Annotated in this window: 26 protein-coding genes and 1 pseudogene; 5 read left to right on the top strand and 22 right to left on the bottom strand. The window is 41.8% G+C overall.

Annotated features, from left to right (window positions below; translation table 11 throughout):
• Nucleotides 1-35 precede the first annotated feature (35 nt).
• The 8 genes from B9Y89_RS12055 to B9Y89_RS12020 form a co-directional block, all read right to left on the bottom strand.
• Nucleotides 36-1,238 carry a M20 metallopeptidase family protein gene (locus B9Y89_RS12055; protein ID WP_139822796.1) on the bottom strand — a complete coding sequence of 401 codons (1,203 nt, stop codon included), beginning with the start codon at nt 1,236-1,238 and terminating at the stop codon, nt 36-38.
• A gap of 12 nt (nt 1,239-1,250) precedes the next feature.
• Complete coding sequence (locus B9Y89_RS12050; RefSeq protein WP_085523468.1) at nt 1,251-2,453, bottom strand: cystathionine gamma-synthase family protein; 1,203 nt, start codon at nt 2,451-2,453, stop codon at nt 1,251-1,253.
• Between the two features lie 16 nt (nt 2,454-2,469).
• The gene (locus B9Y89_RS12045) at nt 2,470-3,432 is read right to left on the bottom strand and encodes a cyclodeaminase (RefSeq protein ID WP_085523467.1); all 963 of its coding nucleotides are present in this window, start codon (nt 3,430-3,432) and stop codon (nt 2,470-2,472) included.
• Between the two features lie 16 nt (nt 3,433-3,448).
• Nucleotides 3,449-4,654 carry a M24 family metallopeptidase gene (locus B9Y89_RS12040; protein WP_085523466.1) on the bottom strand — a complete coding sequence of 402 codons (1,206 nt, stop codon included), beginning with the start codon at nt 4,652-4,654 and terminating at the stop codon, nt 3,449-3,451.
• A 233-nt stretch (nt 4,655-4,887) separates the two neighbouring features.
• The gene (locus B9Y89_RS12035) at nt 4,888-6,576 is read right to left on the bottom strand and encodes a PucR family transcriptional regulator (protein ID WP_085523465.1); all 1,689 of its coding nucleotides are present in this window, start codon (nt 6,574-6,576) and stop codon (nt 4,888-4,890) included.
• 19 nt (nt 6,577-6,595) lie between these two features.
• Nucleotides 6,596-7,585 carry a threonine/serine dehydratase gene (locus B9Y89_RS12030; RefSeq protein ID WP_441351483.1) on the bottom strand — a complete coding sequence of 330 codons (990 nt, stop codon included), beginning with the start codon at nt 7,583-7,585 and terminating at the stop codon, nt 6,596-6,598.
• Nucleotides 7,586-7,749: 164 nt separating this feature from the next.
• Nucleotides 7,750-8,553, bottom strand: a complete 804-nt coding sequence (yidC, locus tag B9Y89_RS12025; RefSeq protein WP_085523463.1) for a membrane protein insertase YidC — start codon at nt 8,551-8,553, stop codon at nt 7,750-7,752.
• 29 nt (nt 8,554-8,582) lie between these two features.
• On the bottom strand, nt 8,583-8,873 hold the full coding sequence (locus tag B9Y89_RS12020) for a hypothetical protein (RefSeq protein WP_085523462.1): 291 nt from the start codon (nt 8,871-8,873) through the stop codon (nt 8,583-8,585).
• 138 nt (nt 8,874-9,011) lie between these two features.
• On the opposite strand from B9Y89_RS12020, the gene B9Y89_RS12015 reads away from it, so the two are divergent.
• Nucleotides 9,012-9,923: an aldo/keto reductase gene (locus B9Y89_RS12015; RefSeq protein WP_085523461.1), complete on the top strand. Its 912-nt coding sequence runs from the start codon at nt 9,012-9,014 to the stop codon at nt 9,921-9,923.
• A gap of 330 nt (nt 9,924-10,253) precedes the next feature.
• Here the strand turns inward: B9Y89_RS12015 and B9Y89_RS12010 are convergent, their stop codons facing one another.
• The 6 genes from B9Y89_RS12010 to B9Y89_RS11990 all read right to left on the bottom strand — a co-directional run bounded on the left by B9Y89_RS12010 (nt 10,254) and on the right by B9Y89_RS11990 (nt 15,020).
• The gene (locus B9Y89_RS12010; protein ID WP_085523460.1) at nt 10,254-11,006 is read right to left on the bottom strand and encodes a MerR family transcriptional regulator; all 753 of its coding nucleotides are present in this window, start codon (nt 11,004-11,006) and stop codon (nt 10,254-10,256) included.
• A gap of 225 nt (nt 11,007-11,231) precedes the next feature.
• Nucleotides 11,232-12,011, bottom strand: a complete 780-nt coding sequence (locus B9Y89_RS12005) for a class I SAM-dependent methyltransferase (protein WP_085523459.1) — start codon at nt 12,009-12,011, stop codon at nt 11,232-11,234.
• A gap of 191 nt (nt 12,012-12,202) precedes the next feature.
• Complete coding sequence (locus B9Y89_RS12000) at nt 12,203-12,745, bottom strand: GNAT family N-acetyltransferase (RefSeq protein WP_085523458.1); 543 nt, start codon at nt 12,743-12,745, stop codon at nt 12,203-12,205.
• A 73-nt stretch (nt 12,746-12,818) separates the two neighbouring features.
• Nucleotides 12,819-13,439, bottom strand: coding sequence for an NUDIX hydrolase (locus B9Y89_RS11995; RefSeq protein ID WP_369596730.1), 621 nt, complete (start codon nt 13,437-13,439; stop codon nt 12,819-12,821).
• 4 nt (nt 13,440-13,443) lie between these two features.
• The gene (locus tag B9Y89_RS19070; RefSeq protein WP_176222204.1) at nt 13,444-13,590 is read right to left on the bottom strand and encodes a hypothetical protein; all 147 of its coding nucleotides are present in this window, start codon (nt 13,588-13,590) and stop codon (nt 13,444-13,446) included.
• Nucleotides 13,587-15,020 carry an MDR family MFS transporter gene (locus B9Y89_RS11990; protein ID WP_085523456.1) on the bottom strand — a complete coding sequence of 478 codons (1,434 nt, stop codon included), beginning with the start codon at nt 15,018-15,020 and terminating at the stop codon, nt 13,587-13,589. The genes B9Y89_RS19070 and B9Y89_RS11990 overlap by 4 nt, the downstream gene beginning before the upstream one ends.
• A gap of 355 nt (nt 15,021-15,375) precedes the next feature.
• Here B9Y89_RS11990 and B9Y89_RS11985 point away from each other — a divergent pair, with 355 nt between their 5' ends.
• On the top strand, nt 15,376-16,293 hold the full coding sequence (locus B9Y89_RS11985) for a hydroxymethylglutaryl-CoA lyase (RefSeq protein WP_085523455.1): 918 nt from the start codon (nt 15,376-15,378) through the stop codon (nt 16,291-16,293).
• A 60-nt stretch (nt 16,294-16,353) separates the two neighbouring features.
• Here B9Y89_RS11985 and B9Y89_RS11980 read toward each other — a convergent pair whose 3' ends face one another.
• Both B9Y89_RS11980 and B9Y89_RS11975 read right to left on the bottom strand, forming a co-directional pair.
• Nucleotides 16,354-17,847, bottom strand: a complete 1,494-nt coding sequence (locus tag B9Y89_RS11980; RefSeq protein ID WP_085523454.1) for a gluconokinase — start codon at nt 17,845-17,847, stop codon at nt 16,354-16,356.
• Between the two features lie 97 nt (nt 17,848-17,944).
• On the bottom strand, nt 17,945-18,268 hold the full coding sequence (locus B9Y89_RS11975) for an iron-sulfur cluster biosynthesis family protein (RefSeq protein ID WP_085523453.1): 324 nt from the start codon (nt 18,266-18,268) through the stop codon (nt 17,945-17,947).
• Nucleotides 18,269-18,453: 185 nt separating this feature from the next.
• Here B9Y89_RS11975 and B9Y89_RS11970 point away from each other — a divergent pair, with 185 nt between their 5' ends.
• Nucleotides 18,454-18,774 carry a thioredoxin family protein gene (locus B9Y89_RS11970; protein WP_085523452.1) on the top strand — a complete coding sequence of 107 codons (321 nt, stop codon included), beginning with the start codon at nt 18,454-18,456 and terminating at the stop codon, nt 18,772-18,774.
• 677 nt (nt 18,775-19,451) lie between these two features.
• On the opposite strand, the gene B9Y89_RS11965 is transcribed toward B9Y89_RS11970, so the two are convergent.
• The gene (locus B9Y89_RS11965) at nt 19,452-20,240 is read right to left on the bottom strand and encodes a GNAT family N-acetyltransferase (RefSeq protein ID WP_085523451.1); all 789 of its coding nucleotides are present in this window, start codon (nt 20,238-20,240) and stop codon (nt 19,452-19,454) included.
• Between the two features lie 140 nt (nt 20,241-20,380).
• On the opposite strand from B9Y89_RS11965, the gene B9Y89_RS11960 reads away from it, so the two are divergent.
• On the top strand, nt 20,381-21,667 hold the full coding sequence (locus B9Y89_RS11960; protein WP_085523450.1) for a DUF2254 domain-containing protein: 1,287 nt from the start codon (nt 20,381-20,383) through the stop codon (nt 21,665-21,667).
• Between the two features lie 161 nt (nt 21,668-21,828).
• Here B9Y89_RS11960 and B9Y89_RS11955 read toward each other — a convergent pair whose 3' ends face one another.
• From B9Y89_RS11955 to B9Y89_RS11935, 5 genes and pseudogenes are all read right to left on the bottom strand, one after another.
• The gene (locus B9Y89_RS11955; protein WP_085523449.1) at nt 21,829-22,275 is read right to left on the bottom strand and encodes an NUDIX hydrolase; all 447 of its coding nucleotides are present in this window, start codon (nt 22,273-22,275) and stop codon (nt 21,829-21,831) included.
• Between the two features lie 22 nt (nt 22,276-22,297).
• A complete protein-coding gene (gene fosB, locus B9Y89_RS11950) occupies nt 22,298-22,720 on the bottom strand; it encodes a metallothiol transferase FosB (RefSeq protein WP_085523448.1) in 423 nt (140 codons plus the stop codon).
• 63 nt (nt 22,721-22,783) lie between these two features.
• Nucleotides 22,784-23,237, bottom strand: a pseudogene (locus B9Y89_RS11945) (ASCH domain-containing protein).
• Between the two features lie 219 nt (nt 23,238-23,456).
• Entirely contained in the window at nt 23,457-24,482 is a 1,026-nt protein-coding gene (locus B9Y89_RS11940) for an Rpn family recombination-promoting nuclease/putative transposase (RefSeq protein ID WP_085523447.1), read from the bottom strand.
• A 207-nt stretch (nt 24,483-24,689) separates the two neighbouring features.
• Nucleotides 24,690-25,124 carry a GNAT family N-acetyltransferase gene (locus B9Y89_RS11935; protein ID WP_085523446.1) on the bottom strand — a complete coding sequence of 145 codons (435 nt, stop codon included), beginning with the start codon at nt 25,122-25,124 and terminating at the stop codon, nt 24,690-24,692.
• A gap of 377 nt (nt 25,125-25,501) precedes the next feature.
• On the opposite strand from B9Y89_RS11935, the gene B9Y89_RS11930 reads away from it, so the two are divergent.
• A complete protein-coding gene (locus B9Y89_RS11930) occupies nt 25,502-26,737 on the top strand; it encodes a DNA polymerase IV (RefSeq protein ID WP_085523445.1) in 1,236 nt (411 codons plus the stop codon).
• Nucleotides 26,738-26,742 lie beyond the last annotated feature (5 nt).

The raw sequence follows: 26,742 nt of genomic DNA, 5'->3' as shown, positions 1-26,742 counted from the left end.
AGTCCTTAGAAAAGCGGGGAAGTGCTCCAATCTTGTTACCGGCAGTCCTTAATCATTTGATGAAGGGTCTCAACTAATATCGCCGTTCCGATCGGCAGAACCCGTTCATCGATTTGAAAACCTGATGTGTGTAAATCACGTTGCTTCCCATCAGAAAGGGCACATCCGAGAAAAAACATCGCACCGGGGATGGTCTCAATTATGTGGCCAAAATCTTCACCACCCATGCCAAACGGTCCATTATAAATTGTTATTTCAGGATCCACAGATGTAGCAGCAGCACGGATAAGTTCATTGACATGTGGATCATTGTTTAACGCTGGCTCACCCCGCTCTATTTCCAAATCTACAGTCCCGCCAAATCCTTGTAGCACCTCGGTAATTGACTTAAGTTCATGAATCAACTGCGCCCGTGTTTCCGGTGTATACGAGCGCATTGTTCCCGATAAATAGACATCCTCTGGAATAACATTGGGTGCCTGACCGCCTTTGATCTCACCGACACTGATTGTTCCAACCTCCAAGGGGTCAATCCGCCGGCTAATGAGCCCATACACATTTTGTAATAAGTTAGCAGTCATCCAAATAGGATCGCTTCCTTGATGAGGATAGCCTCCGTGTCCTCCTGATCCTTTAACTATCATTTTAAAATTATCAATATTAGCCATGCTCAGACCGTCATTGATTTGTATTTCATGGGGGTTACGCCATGGGCACATATGCAATGCCGCGATCATATCAATATCATCTAGCGCCCCTGACTGGAGCACATATGGAGCACCAGTCAAGCCGTGGCCGTCTGCTGTTTCTTCGGCAGGCTGGAACAGTAATTTAATCGTGCCATGGAGGTGACCTTGCTTATATTCGTCAGCTAAAAGATGGGCGACTCCAAGTAACATGGCTGTATGAGCATCATGGCCACAAGCATGCATCACACCCACATTTTGAGATTGATAGTCTTCACCCGTTGTTTCTTGAACCGGAAGGGCATCCATGTCAGCGCGGAGCCCGACCACTGGACCCGCGCCAACGTGAAGGATCGCAACAATTCCTGTGCCACCAATGTCTTTAACTAGCTCATAAACGCCCATTTTCCTTAATTCTTGCTCCACAAACTGTGATGTGGCTGTTTCTTCAAAACCTAATTCCGGATACTTGTGAAGATGGCGGCGCCAATGGGTCAACTGAGTTTGGATGGCATCAGCTCTCGCTTTGACATCCGTTGATTTTATAGGCAATTGGGCAACCTCCTATCCGTTAACCAACCGTTCTTTAGGTAAGCCTTCAAAAGCGGTTTGAAAGTCTTGGATAATATCATCAATATCCTCAATACCAACGGAGACGCGAATCAGACCTTCTGGAATGCCCATAGCTGCGCGCTCTTCAGGCGTACATTCAACGTGACTGGTTGTTCGTGACGGACCAACGACTGTTTCCACCGAGCCGAGATTGGCGGCGCGGTTGGCATATTTCAAGGAAGGAAGCAAATGCCTAAGCGTCTCAACCCCGCCTTTAACAGAGAAACTCAACATCGCTCCATAATGACGCATTTGCTTCGTTGCAATATCATGACCGGAGTGTTCCGGAAGTCCCGGATAGAAGACATCATCCACCCACTCAACGCTTTTGAGATAGTTAGCGAGCTCCATCGCATTGTCTCCTTGTTGGCGAAGTCTTAATTTAAGGGTCTTCATGCCCCTTAATAGTAAATAAGCGGCCATAGGATCAAGCGTTGCCCCATTAATTTCTCGGTAATGATAAATAGGTTCGACAAGATTTTTATCACCACAAACGACACCCCCCAGTGCATCTGCATGCCCGCCTAAAAACTTCGTGGCACTATGAATCACTAGGTCAACACCATAGGTCAATGGATTTTGATTGATAGGTGTCGCAAACGTATTATCGACAATCACCATGGCTCCTACTTGTTTACCAGCTGTAACCATTCTTTCAATATCTGTTATTTTCACAGTGGGATTTGTCGGTGTTTCAAGGTAAAGAATTTTACAGCCTTTAGCGATCTCGGCTTCCAATGCTTCGTGATTACCGGTTTCACAGAGCTCAACATCAATATTTTGTCTAGGTAAAAACTCCGTGAAAATTTTGTTCGTGCCGCCATATGTGTCTTTTATAGAAACAACTCGGTCCCCTGGAGCAAGGAAAGTCGAAAGTGTGTTACTGATAGCCGCCATCCCCGTTGAAAAACTCGTTGCCGCTTCGGCTCCTTCTAATGCCTTAACTTTATCTTCGAATGCTTGCACCGTTGGATTCGTGTTACGCCCGTAGATATGACCCGGTTTCTTGCCGATAGCAACATCGTACCATTCATCCATGTCCTCATACCCGAATGATACACTATGCACAACAGGAACCTGTGTCGCACCAAATGCAAGTTGATCCTTCTCCCCAGCCCATACAGCTTTTGTTCCTTGGTTAATGTCCTTTGTCATATGATCTCCTCCCTCATTATTTTGAATAAGTTGGTTGTTTCAACTTGTCATAAGCGTAGCGGGCGATAGCTGTATCCTGGACACCGGTTCCGGTAAGATCGCAGACGGTAACGGCATCCTCACGTTCACGCACCTTAACCTTACCCGTTGTCAGTTGCCCAAGCTCATAGACATTATTGATCACTTGATCCGATGGACAGCTACGCAATTCTCCAAGCCTAAGAGATTGACTTTTAACATCACAGACAACTTTATCCGCTTGTTCTAAAACATCTGAATCCAGCTCTTGTTTCTGCTCAGCATCCGAACCCATTGCAGTGATATGAAGCCCTGGATGCAGCCAATCAGATCGGATAACCGGTGACTCTGCTGGTGTTGTCGTCACCACGGTATCGCTATTACGAACAACGGTTTCCGCCGATTCGGCCATTTTGACGGGAATCTTTAATTCATGCTCCATATCCTTCTTAAATTGCTGGACTTTTTCCGGTGTCCGTCCGTAGACAATCACCTCTTGAAGATTGCGGACAAGAGCCAATGCCTTCGTTTGGTAGCGGGCTTGTGCGCCTGAACCAATAATACCAGCAATTTGGGTGGCTTCACGTGCTAAATAGTTTGACGCGACCGCACCAGCTGCAGCGGTCCGTACATCTGTCAAATACCCATTATCTTGCAAAATGGTTTCTGGAACACCGGTCTGACTGCTAATCAGCATCATTAAACCGCTCGCACTCGGTAATCCTTGTTTCCAGTTATCGAAAAAACCAGAGGATACTTTAATGGCAAAGGTATCATACCCAGGGATATAGGCCGATTTCACATCAACCTCCCCGTTGTTTTCCGGAACGTCAACCCGCATGATCGGAGGCATGTGCACCGATTGGGTCATCAATTGATTAAAGGCGGATTCAATAACAGTGATGACTTCATGATTAAGAGAAACGGTCGATCGAATCTCCTTTTCTTGAAAAATATCCAATTTGATTCACCTCTTCTTAACTGATTTTACCGCTTTGATCAATTGGTAACGGTTCCTGTATCAATAGTTCACGAGGGTAATTAGAAAAAACCTCACAACCTTGTTCTGTAACACGAAATGACTCACTAATTTCAATGCCTTGATTGTCGAACCAGAGACCCGGAATCATATGAAAAGTCATGTTTGGCTGTAAAACTGTTTGATCGCCCGGGCGCAGACTAGCGGTATGCTCTCCCCAATCAGGTGGATAACTAAGTCCCATGGAGTAGCCAAGACGCGACTCCTTCTTGATGCCGTGTTTGGCAATGGATTCACGCCACACCCGCTCAATTTCTTCACAAGTGACCCCTGGTTTTACTGCTTCCAGCGCCTTATTTAAGCCTTCTGTAAGAACAAGGGATAAATCACTGAATGCTTGTGACGGCTTGCCAATGGAAACAGTCCGGGCAAGAGGCGCATGATACCGTTTATAGCAACCTGCTAACTCAACAATCACTGCTTCACCTGCTTGATAGGGATCCTCCGACCATGTCAAATGAGGCGCTGATGTTTTTTTCCCTGCTGGCAGTAATGGAACGATAGCTGGATAATCACCACCGTATGTGTCCGTGCCAGATATTAAAGCATGATAGATTGTTGCCGCGACATCATTTTCACGAACACCTGCATGGATCCCCTGAATCCCTTTTTGCATGGCATGCCCGCCAATCTCTGCCGCACGTTTTATATATTCAATTTCTTGATCCGATTTTATCAGACGAACATTATTGACAAGTTGACTGGCATCTTTGAACGTGGCGTTAGGTAGATTTGTTTTTAACATTTCATAGGCTTTCGCTGAAAAATAATAATTCTCCATTTCAACGCCGATATGACGATTACCCTGGCCAATTTGACTTAAAATGCTCGCGATGAATCCCATAGGATGATAGGTCTTCGATTGAACATAATAATCCGGATATGGAATAATGTTGTCATCATAAAGCCACGTTGTTGCTTTGGCCCCATTAGCATCTTGATATCGACCCAGCCACAACGGTTGATCTTCATCCAAAATAATCACTAACATTTGATGCACATAGAATGACCAGGCATCATAACCCGATAAATAGTTCATGTTCGCCGGGTTTGTAATCAACAATACCTCAATTCCCCGCTTCTGCATGATGTCTTTAACTTGATTGATCCTCTCTTGATATTCGTTGATTGCAAATGGCAACATATCCGACGCCTCCTTCCAGCTAACCTTTAAGTAATGTACTATTATCTTACTCAACGGCCTACATTATCGACAATGACCAAATTGTATAAATTTTCGTTAATTGATTCATACATATTTAGCAGTGCCGTGTCTTTAGAGGTGCCAGGCACTGTATATGGGGACTTACACAAAAAAACCAAGCCGAGAACCATAAAAACGTGGTTCTAAAACTTGGTTTAAAATAAAAGATCCTTTTAAATCTGTCGTTTCTTCAAATCTCCTAATGTCCAAAGTCTGATACTTAATTCCAACAAGAACAAGTCGTCCGCATTAACCAGAGATAATTCGGTTAAAGCTTCTATTTTCCGTAACCGGTATAGCAAGGATTGACGGTGCAGATTAAGAATGCGCGCGGTTTGACTAACATTGCCTTTATTCCGGTTATAAGCCATAAACGTCCCAATCAAATCCATGTCACGTTTTTTGTCATAATCTATAATTGGATTGATGATACCCGAGGTCATATCCTTGATTTCTTGATGATCCGCAATTGTCAACAACAAGCGGTTCATCTGGGTATCAGCAAAAAAAGTCCGCTCTCCACTTCTGTTTTGACGTTTTCCGATATCCAAAGCCATCGTTGCTTTTTCATAGCTGCGATCAAATACCTCAATCCCGTCTTTATGCGTCCCAATCCCCCATAAAACGGTCAAACCTGGCAGTAGAGAATGAAGCCGACGTTCCACACTATCTAAAAAATCGTTGACGAAGGCCTGTTGATTCCCGCCAGAGCTTTCCAAGAAGATAATAATCGTTTGATCATCGAAAGCTGTCATTAATCGTCGCTGCAAAGTTTCTCCAGATTGATTAATTTCCTTTTGAATGTAGTAATTCATACCACGGAGCCACTCGTCAAAGGATAAGCGTGTTGATGAATGGTCGCGGTAAATCTCAGGTAAATTCTTAAGTTCGCCAATAATGCATGTGTATGGAAGCTCAAGATCATAATCAAAGAAGGCAGCCCGGTGATAGATATCCTCATCAAGAAATAATTTACCTTTGACCATATTTAATAGAAAATCATCCTTAATACGTAGTTCCGTCTCTTCAATGGTATTTTGTTTGAGAAAACATAGAGCCGCCGCTGTTGTGGCGTGTTCTAAAATATGCATCACCATCGGATTGTATAAGAAGGTCTGACTCTCCGAACCAAGCAACAAATACCCTTGCAAATAGCCATTGGATTCAATAGCCATCGCATAGATAGATTGGGGCTTACGCGGTAGTTTCACAAGATTCTGATATAGAGGATGGTCAGTACCCACTGCGGATTGATTACCCTGGAATTTATCATGCAATTCAGATAAAAGATTATCTAACAAGCCTTTATTAAAATGAGTCTGGGTCAATAGTTCACCTTTACGGTCAAGCATGGCTAAAGGCATTTGTAAATGATGGTAAAGATATTGAAGAATTTCATTAAAACTTTTTCCCCGTAAGACCAAATGAATGAGTTGCTGTTGAATATGTTCCGTTTGTTTCAATTGTTCCCGGTTCACACTATTTAACTTTTCCATCACCAATTGCAAAATATCACTAAACCGGATTTCCCAAGGGATGTCAATAATAATAAAACCTTGTTCTTCCGCCATCTCAAGAATATTGTCGGGAATGTCATACACAAAACGCCCCGTAGCAAACGCTAGAGCCGTGGCCCCCGAATCCATCACATCTATCACAAATTCTTTCAATAACTCGGGGTCCTGACCACATCCAACGCCCGTACTTAAAACAAATTCATTTTTCCGGATAAAATTTTCAACAGGCGTTTCAATCACCGATACCCATTCGACAGGGGATCCTTTTAGTTTTCGTTGGGCGGTTTTAACCTTTGCCGTTTCCATAATCGACAACTGCATCACTTCAGACATTGTCAAATCCAAGGGTCTTCACTCCAGCCTATTACATTTGATGTTGATGATTTTGATCGGTCACAAGCCGAGCTAATTCATTAACGTTGACATTATTTCCACTTATGACAGCAACAACAGTCTGATCGGGCTCAAGCGTCTGCTGAAGCAACCAACCGGGACCCACAGCGGCTGCACCTTCAACCGCCATTTTGTGGTGAGTTAAAAGATGGATCATGCCGTCCGCAATTGCCGTCTCTGATACTTGCAAACTATGATCCATGTATCGTTGAACCATTTTAAATGTATAGAGGTTATCAGCACCAATACCGCCAAGCAAACTGTCAGCCAATGTATCCTCTTCCGGCAGAATGACAGGATGACCTGCTTTTAAACTTTCATGCATGACGGCAGCCCCTTCAATTGACAGGCCGGTCACATCGATATGAGGATTCGTTTGTTTGAGAGCCAAAGCGATACCCGCTAACAGCCCGCCTCCTGATAACGGAACAAGCATTTTATCAATGTCAGGACATGCTTCAAGAATTTCCAGGCCGATGGTGCCCTGACCGGCAATAATGTCAATGTCATCAAACGGTTTAATGACGGTATAGCCCTTTTTATCTTGGTATTCATAACAGCACGCTGCAGCATCATCCTGGTTCTCACCAACTTTTTCAACTTGGGCACCTAATCTCTCGAGTTGATCGATCTTTGTTTGCGGCACTCGTCTTGATAAATAAATGGTAGCCGGAATGCCTAATTGTTTGGCAACATAGGCGACCGCAATACCGTGATTACCAGTAGAAAAAGTGGCGACACCTTGCCGCTGCTGTTCTAGTGAAAGACTTAAAATTTTGTTGGCTGCCCCCCTCAATTTAAAGGCCCCTGTTGGGTGCATCGTCTCCAGTTTGAGATAAACATTGGCCCCTGTCACATCTGACAAAGACGCAGAATGGATTAACGGTGTCGGTCTTACAAGCGAACGAATCCGCCGTTTGGCTTTCCAAACATGGGCCATCGTTACTTCATCGTTATTCAATAGCGTCATCTCCCTCATATTTTATGTACCCGTTAAAACGATTCGTTAAAAGATAACTTTTATATATGTTACGAAATGAGAATGAATTCGAGAAGCCTTTCGACATAAAAATTATCACGAATTGGCTGTAAAAAACACGCACAACTCGTGTGCGTGTTCGTCAATTATTCCGTTGTTTTATTCGTATTCTCCACCTGTGAGGCCTCATAACGGGGAAAATAAATTTTATTGGCAAAAACAGCTTGCCCGATTAAAAACAATCCACCGATCGACCAGTAGAGCGGCAATGCAGCTGGAGCATTAAAAGAAATAATGAGAATAAAAGCTGGTGAAATTAATCCCATCCACTTCATCATCTCGTTCGCCTGTTGATTATCTGTCGCTGCCGCCGGCATAAAGCTTTGTTGAACCCTGAATTGTAAAAAGTAAATCACGCCTGCCAACAATGCTAGCGGAATATCTGGAGCCCCCAAATTGAACCAGAGAAAATTGTGCGTGGCAATATCCTCAGAACTCCGAATCGCATAATAAAATCCCATAAGAATCGGCATTTGGATGATGAGCGGGAGACATCCCATTGATAATGGATTGACACCGTGCTTCCGGTAAAGCATCATCATTTCTTGTTGCAATCTTTGCTGCTCCGCTTTATCTTTGGTTTGCTTAATTTTCTCCTGAATGTCCGACATTTCAGGCTTCATAACCGCCATCTTTTCGCGCATTTGCCGCTGATTTTTAAATTGTTTCAGCATAAATGGCATCAATACCCCGCGAATCACCAATGTAATGAGGACAATCGCAAGACCGTAACTCCCAGAAAATAAACCTGCTGTCCATTCAATTAGATGGGTAAATGGCGCTACGAATGTTTCATGGAGAAAGCCTCCAGCAGCATTCCCGTTCCCTGAACATCCGCTCAATAATAGAATTATACTCGTGATTAAAGATAATTGTAATAACTGTTTCAATCGTCTCCTCCTTAAATATCCACTCATATTTATAAAATAAGGAGAAGACAATGATCGTCGTCATCATCACTAGACCGGTCTTTCCGCTGAGCACATCTCGTTATCCAATCAACAATCTGATGAAGTGTCAATCCAACGCTATATCGTAAACTTTTTATAATATAAGCCCTATCAATCGGCTTAGTTCCGTAAAAAGCGTAAAAGTAATAGGTACCGGGAAAATAACTCCAAGCTGACTGAAGGGAGATCATTAACAGTGCGGACATTAAAAACAAATAGATTTGGAGATCCATCGGCAAGTCAAATAACATTTCGAACACACTGTTTCCCTCCTTCAAATTGGACTCATATTTTTATCCTACTTCATTTACGTCTATAAAGCAACGAGGTTTCATGACTCGACTTTTGTGGGTCAAGGTTCTTATAATAGAAATAGAATTACAAAGGAGGTCGTTTACTTGAAAACCCATCAATTAGGACAATCAGAATTATTCGTCAGTGAAATCGGCCTTGGCAGCATGTCCTTACCTGAGAATCACCAAGACGGTGTCTATATGATTCAGAAAGCGATTGATGAAGGTGTTAACTTTGTCGACACCGCTGATCTATACCGATTTGGTAACGTGGAAACAACAGTTGGTGAAGCGCTTAAAGGGCGGCGTGAGGACGTGATCCTAGCAACAAAAGGCGGCAACCACTGGGAAGCCGGTAAAGAAAACTGGCACTGGGATCCATCGAAAGCCTACATAAAAGAAGCGTGCAAACAGAGCTTGAAACGTCTAGGCACAGATTATATTGACCTCTACCAGCTTCATGGCGGTACGATCGATGATCCGATTGATGAAACCATTGCGGCATTTGAAGAATTAAAACAAGAAGGATACATCCGTTGCTACGGCATCAGCTCTATCCGTCCCAATGTTATCCGGGAATATGTCCATCGTTCAAACATCGTCAGTGTCATGATGCAATACAGTATTTTAGACCGGCGCCCTGAAGAAACCGTGTTGCCACTGCTCGCTGAAAACAACATCAGCGTGATCACCCGCGGCCCCGTTGGCAAAGGTATTCTATCTGACAATGGCGAGAACAAAATTCCAGAGAATGGATATCTGGACTATTCCGCCGAAGAACTTCAGGAAATTGTTAAGCAGCTCCAACAACAGACGTCAGGAAACAGACCATTATCACAAACCGCAATCAGATATGCCCTGCATCATCCAGCCGTAGCTGCCGCTATTCCCGGGGCCAGCAAACCATCACAGCTGGAAAACAATATTCAAACGTCTGTCTCCCCAGAACTATCGGCGAAAGAGCTGGCTGCGATTCAATCGATTTCAAAAGCTAACAAGTACGACAATCATCGGTAAGAAACAAGAGGCTGGGACAAATCTAAAACAGGATACTCAAAAAACCGAACAATAAGATATGAAAGCAAATTCTAAGCGTCGTCAAAATACGTAGACGCCTGCGGGAACAGCACGAGCCGAAGATCCACTTGGTAAAGGGGTTTTCTTTACCAAGTTAGCTGAGGCCGTGCCCGCGGCAAGCGAAGGATTTTGACGAAGCGATGACAGGAATGACTATTTTCAACAAATCATCCGAACTGATTTTTTAATCGTTCGGATGATTTTGTAACTATATACTTTTGTTCCAGCCTCCATTTTGTAGATGGCTATAAAAGATTGTTGCTTTTAGAATTATGTTTTGTTGCGATCAGCATACATTGCCATGGCATCACGCATGAATACCGCTAAGCCTTCGCCAAACTGATCGATGTTTTGGGTAAAGCGCTTATCATCAACATACATTTGCCCCAACCCTTTGAATACATCCAGAGAATAATAACCACCAAAGTTGCTGTTCAAAAAGTCATACCACTCTTTAATAGCTCCTTGGGCTTCATCCGATTGCGGTGATTCCTTTCGAAGAGCCGCAAGTCTGCGATAGATGGCATTCATCTTATCGCTCATCGCTTGTTGTTCATCTTTTGACATGTTTCCTAGTTTAGCGTTAGATCTATTAACAGCTTTATCGCCCCAACGCTCACGAGCTTCTTGCTCGTAAGGGTTATGGCTAAAATCAAATCCTTCGAACTTTTCCTTGTTTGACATTTCAACCCCTCCTTTCATGTGTTGTGTTGTCTTATCGATCGTCGCAACCATTCTATCAATACGTTTGCGCTCCTCAAGTAACATTTGCCGTTGGAGTTCTAATGCCTCGAGGCGATCAAAAGACGGACTGTTGATGATTGCTTTAATCTTCTTAAGAGGGAAGCCAAGTTCTTTAAAAAATAAAATTTGTTGCAAGGTCTCAAGGTTCTCGTTGGAATATAGGCGATAACCAGATTCGGTTGTCTCCTCCGGGGCTAGTAAGCCAATGTCATCATAATGATGCAGTGTGCGCACACTAATACCGACTAAATTAGCGACTTCCTTTACCTTCATTGTCATCCATCCTGACCTCCCTACATCTGCTACTATAAAGTACCACGCAACGTGAGGGTCAAATCAAACTTGACATAAAAAATCCTCCGAAACAATATACTCAGAGATTAGCACACTGTTGCGGAGAAATACTCAAAAGCAGCTACATACTTAGTAGAAGGTGGTGGCCCCTCATCAACCGCCGTTGATATTGTTATCAACCTACTTTAAATCGGAGTCATCATCTTTTAACTATTTAATGGCCTTCCAAATCGTCCATCGATCTTTTTCAACAATCATTCGTTCATTGACTTGTTTTACCTGCTGTTGAATCTCATCAACAAGATTCTCCAGCTGATTATCAGTCAATTCATAAAGAATTGAACGCCCCGTGCGATTAAGTAAATCGTTTCTCAGCTCCGTTAATGTGTTATAAACTTTTCTCGTTTCCCATAATTGATATGCTTTGATCTCACGGAAACCGACATTCCTTAAAATTTGCTGGACATCACTACTTGAATGCCGTCGTAACCTTTCCCTATCACTTAATTCAGGATATTTTTCAAAAAAGTATCCCCTTATATTAGATGGGCTACCTTCCAGCAGGCTATCTTCGGGTGTTCTATCCTGAATGATGCATGAACCCTCATTTTTAAGGAGTCTGAACATCTCTTCAAGGCAAGTGTCCAAATCCTTAATATGATGGATGACGGCTCTTTCCATAACAATATCGAATTGTTTACCGGGCAATTTTGTATTTAAAGCGTTACCAACTTTAAAATCAATATTATGATATCCTTTGCAGGTTTCCCGTGCAGAGGTCAGCATCTGTTCTGAAAAATCTAAGCCTGTTACATGAGCGGCCCCCATGTCTGCAAGGGCCTTTGTGTAAATTCCGCCTCCACATCCTATATCTAGGACTGTTTTTCCTTTAATATTGACGATCTCATCTACCTTGTTCATCCAACTGAGATTTGTTTCCCTTGTCGCATACGTCGAGCGGTTTTCACTATTATGAAAATCAATAGGCATGTCGCTCTCCTTCCTTGTTCTAATTTTATAATAACTCAGAAACAAGGATAAAGATATGTTTATGTTATTATACGTATTGATAAGATTAACTTATCATTATTAATATTCGTGTCATTTATTATGTAGCCATCTTTATTAATTGATAAAAAATGTCCATATTTTTGAGTTGGATCATCTATACAACTCCTAACCTACTGCTGATCATACGCCGATCTCAAAAGGCCATATACATCAACATCTTCATACTTTCCCCAATGGAAAAGCTCTTGTTTCAGGGTCCCTTCATAGCTCATCCCAACCTTTTCCATCACCTTCGTTGAACCTTTATTCCTGCTCATTGCTTGGGCAAAAACACGATTTAATGTTAGTTCATCAAAACCAAACTGGGTAATTCTTTTAGCGGCTTCTGTCGCATACCCTTGTCCCCAATAATCCTTGCCGACCCAATAAGCCAGTTCCCCCTTGTTATGCTGGTGATCAACTCTTATAGTCATTGTGCCGATGAGCCAATTGTCATCACGTAAAACCATCGCAAACGGATAAGCCTCCCCATTCTCAATGAGCTTGGCATGACTTTCAATCCAAGACTCGGCAGCTTCGACTGGATAGGGATGAGGAATCGCTAGGGTTGTTTCTGCGACTTCTCTCTCTCCTGCCAATGCTTGAACCCTACAAGCATCTGTTCGTTTATAAGGACGTAAAAGCAAACGGTCTGTTATTAAATGATGAACCAATGAAATACCCCTTTTCTTTTCTACTAATCTATGAATCAAAATTTCTGTTCTTTTAATGACAATAATTTCACCTTCACGTTTGGGTGTGGTTAATACGCTGATCAATCCATTTTAGAATGCTTTCATAGTAGGAATGCTTGTGTGGAACAAAACTATTTTTACTGACCGTTTTTTTAATAGGGTCACGTCTTCCATCCTCATTTATTTCAAACCCCTCAACGCTGATGTCACGTTTGTCTCCCAACCAAAGTTGATAAACATTGTTAAAATCTGCTTTAACAATCCCTGATACTTCTTCTTTTTGTAGTTTATATTCAGCAAAAGGATATTGACATGGATATAAAAAGACGTTCGCGAACTCTCTATCAACAAAATTTTCTTGAATGATACTATCTTCTATAACTCCTAACGGCTCTAGTTTTTCAAAAGAGACATGAATGCCCAGTTCTTCTTTCACTTCTCTGACCCCATCCTCGACCGTTTCATCAGCTAACAAGTGTCCAGCAGCTGTAATATCTAAAAGATTTGGAAAATCCTTTTTGGTAGCACTACGAATTTGAAAATAAATGTAATATGTTTGATCTTCTCGACTGACAAACCAACATTGGAATGTCTCATGCCAGTAACCGACTTTATGTGCTTCTTGACGCGTGGTCATTCCGATTTGATTTCGATGTTCATCAAATATTTTCACCTGTTCATTCTCCATAATTTAACTTCCCTTCTGTTAAATCAATAACATCATTATAAGTATAAGGGAATTTCTCGGAAATCGTAAGTCCATTAAATAAAGGGACAGCACTGAAGATGTGACTGCCCCTAATAATATCCTTTTCTTTTCTCACGCCTCCATTTTGTTACTTTCTTGTTTCTCTGCTGAGGGGGAGGTCTTCTTTATAAAAAATGATAAACCAACACCAATAAGGGCTAGAATAGTAGCCACGAAAAAGGCGATATTGACACCATGTATTTCTGGATGAGGAACGGTTTGTTGTTTTGCCGAAACGATACTATTGGTCATCACCGTAACGAGCAATGCTGTTCCGACGGATCCTGAAACTTGTCGCATTGTATTATTCATCGCCGTGCCATGAGGAATTAGATGCCGTGGCAGTCGATTTAACGCTGCAGTCGTCACCGGCATCATAACCATGGCTATGCCCAGCATGCGCACTGCATACATGATTGTTAAGTATGCGAATGATGTTGAAGGCGTTAAGTTGGTATAAGGAAATGTCCCCAAAGTGATGACTGACAATCCCAAAATAGCTAACCACCGCGCACCGACTTTGTCAAAGATGCGACCCGTAATGGGTGACATAATCCCCGTGATGAGCGCCCCAGGCAAAAGTACAAGACCGGACTCCATTGCCGTGAAACCCCGCATGTTTTGCATATAAAGAGGAATGAGGGTCTCAGCCCCAATTAAACCCATAAACGTGATCATACCAATGATTGTTCCTATGGTGAAAATCTTGTACTTAAACACTCTAAATTCAAGCATAGGATGCTCCATCCTCATTTGCCGCCAGATAAATAGACAGAGCGAGACTGCACCAATCGCTAATGCAATGATCACATTAGTACTTGCCCAGCCATTGTTTCCTGCATTGCTGAACCCATATAGCAAACCACCGAAACCAAAGGATGACAAAATAATTGATATGATATCGACTTTTGGATAGGTTAGTTGGGTCACATTTCTCATCGCGAAAATGGCAATTATAATGTCTATAATCGCAATAGGTAAAATGATAGCAAATAAAACACGCCAGGAATAATTGGCTGTCACCCAGCCGGAAAGCGCCGGACCAATAGCCGGAGCAAAGGAAATGACAAGACCGATTAGACCCATCGCTGCGCCACGTTTCTCTATAGGAAAAATCATTAAAAACACCGTTTGCATAAGCGGCAACATAATACCGGCTCCGCTCGATTGAACAACCCTGCCGAACAATAATATGCCGTAGTTAGGGGCTATACCAGCGATCACAGTGCCTACCGCAAAAATGCCCATTGCCGTAATAAACAATTGTCTCGTTGAAAATCGTTCAATTAAAAAAGCACTTACCGGAATCATGACACCATTGACGAGCATGAAAACGGTTGTTAACCATTGTGCCGTGTTTGCCGTGACATGCATTTCATCCATAATCGGTGGGATCGCTGTGATCATGAGGGTTTGATTTAAAATAGCGATAAATGCCCCTGAAAGGAGTAATGCAACAATTGGGGCCTTTTTAAACGTCTGATTCTGTGAATGTGTATGTTCCATCCTCGATCCCACTCCCTTTGTCTCTTTTCTATAATTGATCACTCTATGAAAATATCAATCATTTTTGAGTCTCTTGAGTCAATTTCATCATTTAAGATTTTATCTTTTCGCTTGGTTAACTAATATTGGACTTTCTATTAATATCATACTGTTATTATCGGGTCAAATATCAAAGCTGTCCCTTAGTTAAGCTACTAAGGGACAGCCGATATCTTTTCAAATAGTTTTTTGTTATCCACTTTTTATATCAATGATACCGATTTCTTCACCAGCATAACCCTTTTACAATATATTTGCCAAACAACAGCTTATGCAGATAAAATAATAATGAAAACGCTTTAGGAGGCGGTTTTTTATGTCCGGATCAATACTACCCGAAAAAGTAACGCTTGTCGAAGTTGGGCCTCGTGATGGCTTACAAAATGAAAAAAATCTTGTTCCAACCGAGAGCAAAATTGCTTTTATCCAATCGTTAAAGCAAGCAGGCGTTATAGAAATGGAGCTAACCTCTTTCGTTTCACCAAAATGGGTTCCGCAGATGAAAGATGCCGAAGAAATTATTCACGGTTGCCTTGATGACCAAACGAATTATGTATTAGTCCCCAACAAAAAGGGAGTTGAACGATTTTATGCATCAAGGGCTGATCACATCGCTGTTTTTGTCGGCGTGAGTGATTCCTTTAATCAAAATAATATTAATCGAACAACTGAAGAAAGTTTGCAAGAATGGCAGCCCTTAATTCAGAACCTAAAAATGGATGATAAGTTTATACGGGCTTGTATATCAACAGCCTTTTATTGTCCATATGAAGGTAGAATCGATCCAGAAGCCACATTCCAACTCTGCCGGCGGTTTGCTGATATGGGTGTCGATGAACTCAGCGTCGCAGACACAGTGGGTATGGCTAATCCCAAGGATGTTTATGACGTCTTTTCACACTTGCAAAAAGAACTAGGTCATCAACTGTCCATCACCGGCCATTTTCATAATACCCGAGGAACCGCTCTTGCTAACATTTACGCTTGTCTTGAGGCCGGTGTAACTCGGTTTGATACATCAGCCGGAGGCCTCGGCGGCTGTCCATTCGCCCCTGGTGCGAGTGGCAATGTTGCCACAGAAGACGTCATATTTATGCTACACGAAATGGGTATTGATACAGGTATCAACATGGATTCAATCATTGAAGCTGTCAATATTGTAAAACCACATATCACAAGACAACTCGACAGTAAACTCTATGATCTTAAGCAACAGGCTTCAGCGCAGAATTAATTCTAATAAAAACCCGTTGGCAATCACTCGCCAACGGGTTTTGCTAACCATACTTATATCCTAATAAACACTTAATTGATCGGAACTAATCCGGGAAACTTCCATAAATCGCTTTTTAACCGGAGCATAGGCGTGAGTTCGTTCGTTATCAGGATCAATCGCCTCTCCCATAGCAATATCATCATATTCATGGATACTTCCCTGGTCTTCGAGCGCGTGTTTAGCTAACAGGGTCGCTCCATAACAAGCACTTTGTGGATTGGCTGGAATTTTTATCGGTGCGTCAAAAATATCTGCCGCCATTTGCAACCATTCAGGAGAATGGGTGAATCCTCCAGTTGCCCGGAACTCTTTCGGCTCAACCCCCATTTTTTGCAGTGCATCAACAACAGTGTACAGTTGTAACATAACGCCTTCCATCGCACTTTTGATCATGTGGGCACGGGTATGATTCAGTGTTAAACCATAAAACACACCCTTTGTGTCAGGGTTCCAAGACGGTGACCTTTCACCGGCTAAAGATGGTACAAACAATAACCCTTCAGCACCCGGTGGCACGGATGTCGTTAATGCTGTCATGGCTTCATAAGGATCACCATCATCTGGTTTTTTCATGTCGTAGAAAATGTTATCCCGCAACCACTGAAGAACAATTCCCCCATTATTGGTCGGTCCGCCAATCACCCACAGCTCGTCCGTCAACGCATAACAAAAGGTGCGTTCATTAGGATCCGTAATCGGGTGATCAACAACCGCACGAACCGCACCGCTTGTGCCGACTGTGCAAGCCACCACACCTTTACGAATCGCACCAACACCCAAATTAGCGAGCACGCCGTCATTCGCTCCGATGATAAAAGGTGTATCTGCAGCGATCTGAAGTTGGGTGGCATTATCCTTATGTAGACCTTTGACAACATACGTCGTCGGTACAGGCTGGGATAACTGGCCGCTGTCAATACCCGCAATCTGAAGTGCTTCCTCATCCCACTCTAAGTTTTTTAAATTAAACATTCCCGTTGCCGAGGCAATTGAGTAATCAACAACGAATTCACCAAAGAGCCGGTAAAATATATATTCCTTAATTGATATCCACTTTTTCGTCTTATAAAAGAGCTCAGGTTGTTCTTCCTTAAACCACATGAGCTTGGTAAGGGGGGACATCGGGTGGATCGGCGTTCCCGTTCGATGATAGAGCGTACTGCCTGCTGATGACTCCTTCAAATTCTGAGTTTGCCATTTAGCCCGGCGATCAGCCCATATAATCGAACGCGTGAGACATTCATTATTAGCATCCAATCCAATCAAACTGTGCATTGCCGCGCTGAAACTAACCGCCGCAATCGTATTGCCTTGCTGAACAACCTGCTGACTGACGTCCGTTAGCGTTTGCATAACCGCCTGAAATATCGTTTCAGGATCCTGTTCTGCATAATCTGTTTCCGGCGTTAATAACGGATAATCTTTTTCCGATTGGGCTACAGCGGATCCAGAAGCATCATAAGCTGTTGTCTTCGTGCTGGTTGTTCCAATATCAATTCCTGTGTATATCATGCTGTGCCTAACCTCCTCATCTACCTTCATGCACACTCGCTCCCAATTATGAGCGAAACCTTATCTACTTTCAATAGACTAGATATAACTACCCTTATTAAGTTGTCGTAAGCTTCATCCGTGGATCAAGCATTTGATTCGGACTCTTAAGTTGAAATATATTGTATTTAGTAGCATAATCAATCACCATCGTCTTATCATAGAACACTTCATATTGTTCTTGAATCAAAAACGGTAGTAATTCGCCTTCAATTTCTCGATCACCTTGATCCGGAACATTCGTTAAAATTAAATGAAAGACGCCATCATTAACACAACCGCATCCCACTGTATCATAAGCAATTTTGATATACTGATACTGATCGTTATTGATCGATTGACCCAGCCGCTCTCTTGCTGCTTCCGTTATATGAATGTCCATTCTTTGAACTCCTTATCCCAATTTTTCACGCTACCATTGTACCATATTAAAATCACCATTCGCTGTATCCATGCCTCACTCTATATGTCTCTTAACGTTTCTTAAGCATGATGTTTTCGCCTGATAGGCATAATTTGCTATGATGAGAGTATCGTTATAGACTTTCTATATAGGGGTGATAAAAATTGACAAATATTGATACACAAGAAACATTGAACCAAGCCATTAATAGCGACAAACCAACCATTATCAAGTTTGAAGCGGACTGGTGCCCTGATTGCAAGCGCATGAATATGTTTATCGGTGATATTATCGAAGAACATCAACAATACGATTGGTACCAAATTGACCGCGATGCGTTTCCAGAAGCCGCACAGACCTATGAAGTGATGGGTATTCCCAGCTTACTCGTATTTCAGAACGGCGAAAAGATCGCGCACTTACACAGTGCCGATGCCAAAAGCCCTGAAGACGTTAACGAGTTTCTTAACAAGTTAGAGAAGTAATAAAAACGCCCGGTCTGTTGAAGACCGAGCGTTTTTTACTGAATTTACGTCGATGGCCGGTTCGGGCCTTCAACTTTTTTGTTGCCGTAACCATCTCGTTTCTCTTGCTGTGCTTTGTCTTGCGCATGGTTTGGCTTTTGCGGTCGATTGACGTGTTCACTCATGGTCACATTCACCTCCCACTCCATATTTTTTTCATTTATTCATGATTCATGCGCCGTATTTCCACATCGTTTCCTCTTTTGATTAATTTTTGAACAAAATCCATCAATTTTAATGAAAACGCATCAGGTTCATGTTATAATGAGCGTAACTTAATAAAAGGCGTGATCCGGAGGAGCCTGTCACCTAGGGTTGATTCACACCCATACCCTTGGTTAAGCAGGCTCCTTTATGCCGTTTTGCGGGTAGAGTCTGTTTTTTAGGAACAGACTCTTTATTTTTTATCTAAGAGGAGTCTGTACAGCAGACTCCTCTTAGATTTTGTAGAGGGAGGGAATCATATGAACCAGTTAACATTTAAAGACATTTTAATTATCTTAGGACTTGTTGGAGCCGGAGTTGTGCTTGCCGGCGTCATCGGAAAACTCCTGAGCGGTTAGTCCGTTCCGGGTGACACTAAAAAAGACCCATTCGCTTGAATAAGCGTTTGGGTCTCTTTGGGGGTTCTATAATTCCTATAGATCATTCATCACCCAACGATCGATATCTTTGAAGCCTAACCGCTTATATATATTGCCAGCGTCGGGGTTATCATAAAACAAACACAATTCTTTTCCTTCAGCTAACAAATCACGGCATAGTTGCACCATACAAGAAGTAGCATATCCTTGCTTTTTATACTCATCAAGTGTACAAACACCAACAATCATGGCCGATTGGCTATTCTCCGCCGTTGTCATCGCACTGGAAACCATAGTATCGCCCTCATTGACATAATAGATCCGGGCCACACCTGTCTCGATGTTCTTGCTTAAGCTTTCTCCGCGTCCCTCTTGTGCTTCAAATTCAGGTATCTGCTCATGCAGTTTAAGAATAGCAGGAACATCATCGATACTTCCTTGACGAACATCGGCACTGACCCTTTTTAGCGGCTCCAATTGTTCACATTTAGCATAGTACAAATCCCTTGTCTTCGTAGGCAAAGATTCTAGATAAGGCATCACTTGCTCTACAATCCCAGCAATACCGGACAAGATTTTGTGATCACGGGTATCTTGATCAATAATGGCGGCAAATCCCTTAGCATCAAATGCTGCCGGAGCATATGGAATAAAATTATCCCGGTAGCGAAGCAGAATGCCCCGCATTTGCCCGCTTTTATCAAAGTCACCCCATACATCCTGAAAACTTTCATCAAACCCATAAGCTTCCAAATCACCAATAATAAACAAATTCTCCGCCGGCCTATCTTGCACCAGCTTAGAACAAGCTTGGCGATCCTCTTCACTTAATTGCCGAATCATTCCCCTGCCCCCTTCAAATAAATTTCTACTATCATATCACGAACAGAAAGCATTTCAAGGAAAATTTCTTATAAATAAAACAAGTTTTTCGGTCGCACCCACAGGGAATAACGGTATTATCTAGAAAGGTGTGATTCAACATGAACCGGACCCAATTATGGATAAGTATTCGCGACAGTTTTTGGTTTGTACCGACAATATATAGTATCTTATCTTTAATTGCTGTTACCCTTGTAGCAACTGTCGATCATTGGGTGATGGCAAATATAGCTAAACACATCCCTGATTTATGGTTAACCGATCAAAAGATAGCGAAGACGTTATATTCATCACTAATAACGGCAATTTTAACAATGACAACAATCAGTTTTTCATCCATCATGGTTGTGCTGACAACCTATTCTTCATTGTTTTCACCAAGAACGTTACAAGATTTCATGCGCAGCCGAGTGACCCAGCATGTGCTGGGTGTTGATTCATTTGGATTTATATTCATCTTAATCAACCTTTTGCTATTGACCGAGAACTCAAAAAAAGCATTAATCAGCCCCATAGCAGCCGTCATCATCGCTATTGCTTGTCTAGCTTGTTTTATTCTGTTTATGCATCATGCCTCTCGTTGGGTTAAGGTCAATTTTTTAATCGGAAGAATAAGAAATGAAGCATCAGGCATTATCAATAAGGTCTTGTCCAGAAACTATTATGGCAGATATACAGAATGGGATGATGCCGATCTTAATGGTCTTAAAGCAACAACACAACAAGTGATACATTCTGACCGATCAGGATATATTCAAACAATTGACTATAGATCCCTTATCGACTGGGCTCAAAAACATCACGTCGTGCTTAAGGCAAACTTTCAAATCGGTGATTATGTCCCAAAAAACATGCCACTGTTTTTCTATTGGTCTGAAGGAAATTCAGATGGACTGAAATCACCACAAGGCATTATCATTGGTGATGAGCGAACGCCGATTCAAGACATCGAATTTGCCATGCAAAAAATAGTGGATATCGCTCTTAAGTCAATCTCACCATCCATTAACGACCCCCATACAGCGATTAACTGCATTAACCGTCTTGGTGGGTTGTTAATTGAGTTAGGGAAAGATCACAAGCCTTGGGCGTACTATACGGACAACAAAGATCAATTGAGACTCATCATCGAACCGAAAACATTTGGCGATTATCTATACAAGAGTTTTTATCAAATTCGCTACTATGGTCAAGGTGATGTTTCGGTGATCCATGGTCTTCTTGAAGTTCTATATAAAATTGCGCTTGTCAGTGATAAACCTGTCAAAAAAGACGTTTGGCAGTTTAAGGCCTATGTTTTGGATGTCGTCGATTGGGACAATTTATCTACTTTGGACGCTCAGCATCTGAGCAGGATGGTTGAAAAGGTGGATCATGCTTGTGAGTGAATCAATGATTAGCAAATACTTGTGTACAATCATGCCATACCACCTGAATGTCTGTAGCCACTAAAACACCACGCAACGTGAAAGGCAAAGGAATTCTGAGCCTTTTAAATTGACCACCCAAAAATGTGACCACGAACATTTTTGGGTGATCCCTAAACGAATCAGTAACGAGCAAATTCAGCTAATATTTTTTTGTTAGGTGGGGTTAATTGAGGCAATTCGTTGATATCCCAAAATTTTGTATTCTTACTCTCAACATGATCTATCATTAACTGCCCGGAATATTCCCTGCTTACATATACTATATTGACAAAGAATACTTCATCTCCGTTAGGGTAAATATAGTGCTGCGAATCACCGGAATAAATATTAAAAAAATCAATTTGGTTGACTTGAAGGTTTGTCTCTTCATACACTTCTCTTTTTACAGTATCCTCGACAGATTCACCCGGTTCTACGATACCTCCTGGAATGGACCATGTATCATTGTCCACTCGATGTTGCAAAAGCACACGATGCTGCTCATCAACTATGAGGCAACCCGCCACACTCAATACCAAGGGCATATTTCCCACACGTTTTCTCAAATCTAATATGTAATCAGTCATTGAAATCAACCTTTCCGACTAACTAAACGTAAAAGTGCATATGGGGTTTATCCTGTTTATAATAATTGATTCTATCTTGTAAGGAACCTGTATGAAATTCAAGTTTGTGGCCATCTGGATCAGTAAAATAAATGGATTTTTTATCTTTTTCGTCCCTTTCCCTTCCTTCAAGAATGTTGACATTCAAATTTTTCAAATGTCTATACGCCTTACTGAATTCATCCTCAGCAAGAGTGAAAGCGATATGCGTATAAGACTGAAGAATTTCCTGGCGGGGTATATCTTCTTCTACGTTAAGGGCAAGCCAAAGTCCATTCAAATCAAAATAAGCTGTGCTGTTTCCTTTAACTAATAACTTTGCATTGAACACGTTTTCATAAAAATGTATGGATGTTTCTAAATTTGACACCGAAAACAGTAAATGGTTAATTCCTTGAATATTCAAATTATATACTCCTGTCAGTTATCATTTTCATAGCCTGTTCAATTAGTGCACCATTACCGAATACTAGGATTCTTCCTTCACATCAACTACTTTAAAACGCTCACAGACAAGCAACATATCTTCTGAAAATTCACGTCCTATATCACTTAGCTCTCTTCTAAAAAATTGTTCATGAGTCTCCCACCAATATTGGTATGTTCGGTCCCCTTCTCCTTCAGCAATAGCAAATGCTTTAGAAACTTCATTCATCGGTGTGAACATCACTTCCACCGTTTTAATGATTGCCAAAGGTAGGTCATCACTGTTTAAAATAATGCTATAATCCTCCGTTGTTGGTAACGGTTCATTGCCCAACTCATAGAAAACATAGGCCGAACACGTAGCTGTTTTTACAACCATCTATCACTAATTGAGCTAACTTGTCCGGATCAGCCCCGAATTGCCATGCACTCACTGACTGAGGCTTTTTGTGCCCTTTCCAATATTCATTCCAATAGATTTGTGCTGCTTGATTCATAGTTTGTTCCTCCACACTCCGTCTTCTCTATCTATTTACACATTATAAATTGTGTATGGCTTAGTTTAAAGACATTTCAGATAAATGGAGTGCCACTAACCTATAGGTATGGCACTCCGTACCTAACCTCACTTTCATCCATGTCTAAAAATGATACGCTCTCACGTTCAGGGAGATCATAAATATACTCAAAGTGAATCTTTACCTCAAATGACTCATTTACTCCGCATTCTTGATTTGATTAAGTGTTTCTTTATCAAGTTTTGTCGCCCTAGCTATGGTCTCTATTGCTAGACCTTCTTCTAGCAATGCTCTTGCTATCGCTTTCTGTTCTTCAGACTTTCCTTTTTCCATTCCTTTTTCCATTCCTTTTTCCATTCCTCTTTCCATTCCTCTTTCCATTCCTCTTTCCATTCCTCTTTCCATTCCTCTTTCCTTCATTTTTTCAACTAGTCCCTTGATGGTTGGTGGCAATTCCCCATCCATGAACTGTGTCATTCGATCACCTCCTCGGGAAACTGGCTCCATTTCATGTTCAAGTTGCTTCGTTAAGCTGGATGGCACTTTGATCAAAAAATCAATAAAATACAAAAGATCGGATATATCCTCTTTTGGAATCCCTGGATTGTCGCTTAACAAAAGACGGAATAACTGTCGTTTGAACTGATAGCGTTGATTAACATTGTCCTTACTTTTAGCAACGTACATACCAGCTAGAGCAGCCAAGGCAAAAGGATTGTCTGATTTCAGAAGTTCTGCTTCATTCATATCCAAGAGTTTAAATGTATTATAGTTATAAGAAAGATGTGTCCCGTAAAACTTGTAAGTAAAGGCTGTCGGTTTAAAAGATGGGTATTCATCAGTTAACAAAGCAATTGCAACGATTTTCTCTTGATGTTTGTCAAAAATCCGGTAGAAGTACTGAAACATGCGTTCAGAAAAATCCCGATCCTTTGAGCCTTGGATTTCAACATGCACAAGGATCCACTGCGCTTGGCCGTTTTTTAATTGCACTTTTAGCAATTTGTCTGAGACGCGCTTCCCTTTCTTTTCCGGAAACAGCCGGTGAAATTCTTGTTCCAGCGAATCCGGCGATTTTTGCCAATTAATTTGTTCATAAAGCTCAGGCATCAAAAACAAAAGAAAATCATCAAACTTATTGGTAACAAGGTCTTTCCAAAGACGGTCATAATCGGTATAAGCGGGCGCTTCTTCGTGAATTAAAACCATAGATGAATTTGACATTAGTTTACCACATCCTTTTGGATTCATGACAATTAATGTCTAAGAGGTTATTCGTAGAGGTTTGCATTTATTATAATATAAACTCGATACAGAAACAAGTGTTCGTATTATTTTTTACACTTCTTATTATTGGCCTGAAATAATGGGCTAAGTCACTAATATTACCATTATTTACTGTAGCACAATAGTCCATCCGTCGTTTCAGCTTCATAAATTTTTTTCAAGAATGATTTTTGGTTCCCGTTTTTCGTCTGTGTATGTCCTAATGACATTGAAACCTTGTTTGATATTCAAAATGAGCATGTTTCGCCATTTATTTTTTGTTTTCGTTTGGACAATTTTATAACCCTTCTCTTTTAAATCGTTATGTTGTGTCTTCATTAACTCGGATGCTATCCCTTGATTTCTATAACCGCCATCAACGCCGCCTAGCCAGCTATAAAACTTGTCAGAATCAAGTTCATAACCTATTTTATATCCTACTACTTTTCCTTGTTCCAACCCCATTGTAATAAGTAATTTTGGCTTGCTTTCCATTCGGGTAATGAGGGTATCAGAATCTTTGAAAATACTTTCATGCAAGCATAAAATACCGTTCAGCAGTTCATGATTAGGTAGCTGATTAACATTTTTATATTCCAAACTAACCGTCCCCCCCCATTCATATTTAATCCTGTAAACGTTTGTTCAAAATCTCTAATGACCACCACTCAAGCCATAATCCTCATTTGATCCAGTTTGACTCAAACAAAGATTGACAGGTAGTTACCGGCATTTCGTTGCCCCTCCTTGACAGCTTTTCTAAACGACACGACATCCATTAAAGAAAAATGCTTTTCTTTAATGGTACTTCATAGCAGTCAACTTTTGAATAATTTTCATTTTGGTTCACATAACGACGTCACATGTACGATACATGCAACAATTACCATTGAATAAAGAACACACATTCGCATATAATATTGTTAGAACTTTTGTTCCCATTCCTTATACCTAGTTCTGAAGGGTGATTTCTTTCCATGACAAACAAAGTCATTTTTCTTGTTGATATGCAGTCGTTTTATGCTTCGGTGGAAAAAGCAGATAACCCGAATCTGCAAGATAAACCGGTTATTGTATCGGGTGACCCCGAGCGGCGAAGCGGTGTTGTTTTAGCTGCATGCCCGCTTGCCAAACAATATGGCGTAAAAAATGCTTGGCGGTTATGGGAAGCGCAGCAGAAATGTCCGCAGGCGGTGATCATCAGGCCCCGCATGGAACGGTATATTGATGTTTCGATTCGAATTACGAAGATACTCGAACGATTCACGGATTTGGTGGAAATCTTTTCGGTGGATGAGCAATTTTTAGATGTGACGGGTAGCCAACAGTTATTTGGTAACCCTTGGGAAATAGCACAGAAGATTAAAGACGCTATTGAGAAAGATACCAACGGCATCAAAGCGAGAGTTGGTATTGGACCCAACAAAGTGATGGCCAAAATCGCCTGTGATGCGTTTGCTAAGAAATCAAAAGAAGGGATTTTTGAATTAAATCATGCCAATATGCAGCAAACAATGTGGCCATTACCGATCGGGGATATGTTCGGTGTTGGTAGTCGGATGGCCCACCATTTCGAGCACATGGGCATTCGTACCATTGGCCAACTCGCCCAATTTCCCGTACATATTCTGAAGAAACGCTGGGGCATCAATGGTGAACGGCTCTGGTTAACATCCAATGGGATCGATCACTCCCCTGTCACCGTCAAAACCCATGATGGGCAAAAAGCCGTCGGCCATCATATGACGTTGCCTCGGGATTACGAGAAGTTGAAAGATATCAAGGTTGTTTTACTGGAATTGAGCGAGGAAGTCGCGCGTCGTGCGCGATCAAAGCATTACCGGGGACATACGATTTCCGTCGGCGTCCGTGGGGCTAACTTTGATGAGCCAACCGGCTTTCACCGGCAATCAAAATTATTTGCCCCTACGAATTTTGGGATGGATATCTTCCAGGCAGCGTTTGAACTTTTTTGTCAACACTGGGATCGTTTGCCCGTTCGTAGTGTCGGTGTTGCGCTATCGCAGCTCGAACCGGACAATGTGTATCAACTCAATTTGTTTGACAGATCGATCAAAAAGGATAATCTTAATCAAGCCATGGATGCTATTTATGCTAAATATGGACCGGCGGCGCTTGTCCATGCCTCCTCTCTGACTAAGGCTGGGCAGGCATTTAGCCGGGCAGAAAAGATTGGCGGCCATTATAAATAAGAAAG

Origin of the sequence: Tuberibacillus sp. Marseille-P3662, from assembly GCF_900178005.1 — a bacterium.
GTDB lineage: Bacteria > Bacillota > Bacilli > Bacillales > Sporolactobacillaceae > Marseille-P3662.
The sequence above is the reverse complement of the archived record's forward strand: the minus strand, read 5'-3'. Positions and strand labels throughout refer to the sequence as shown.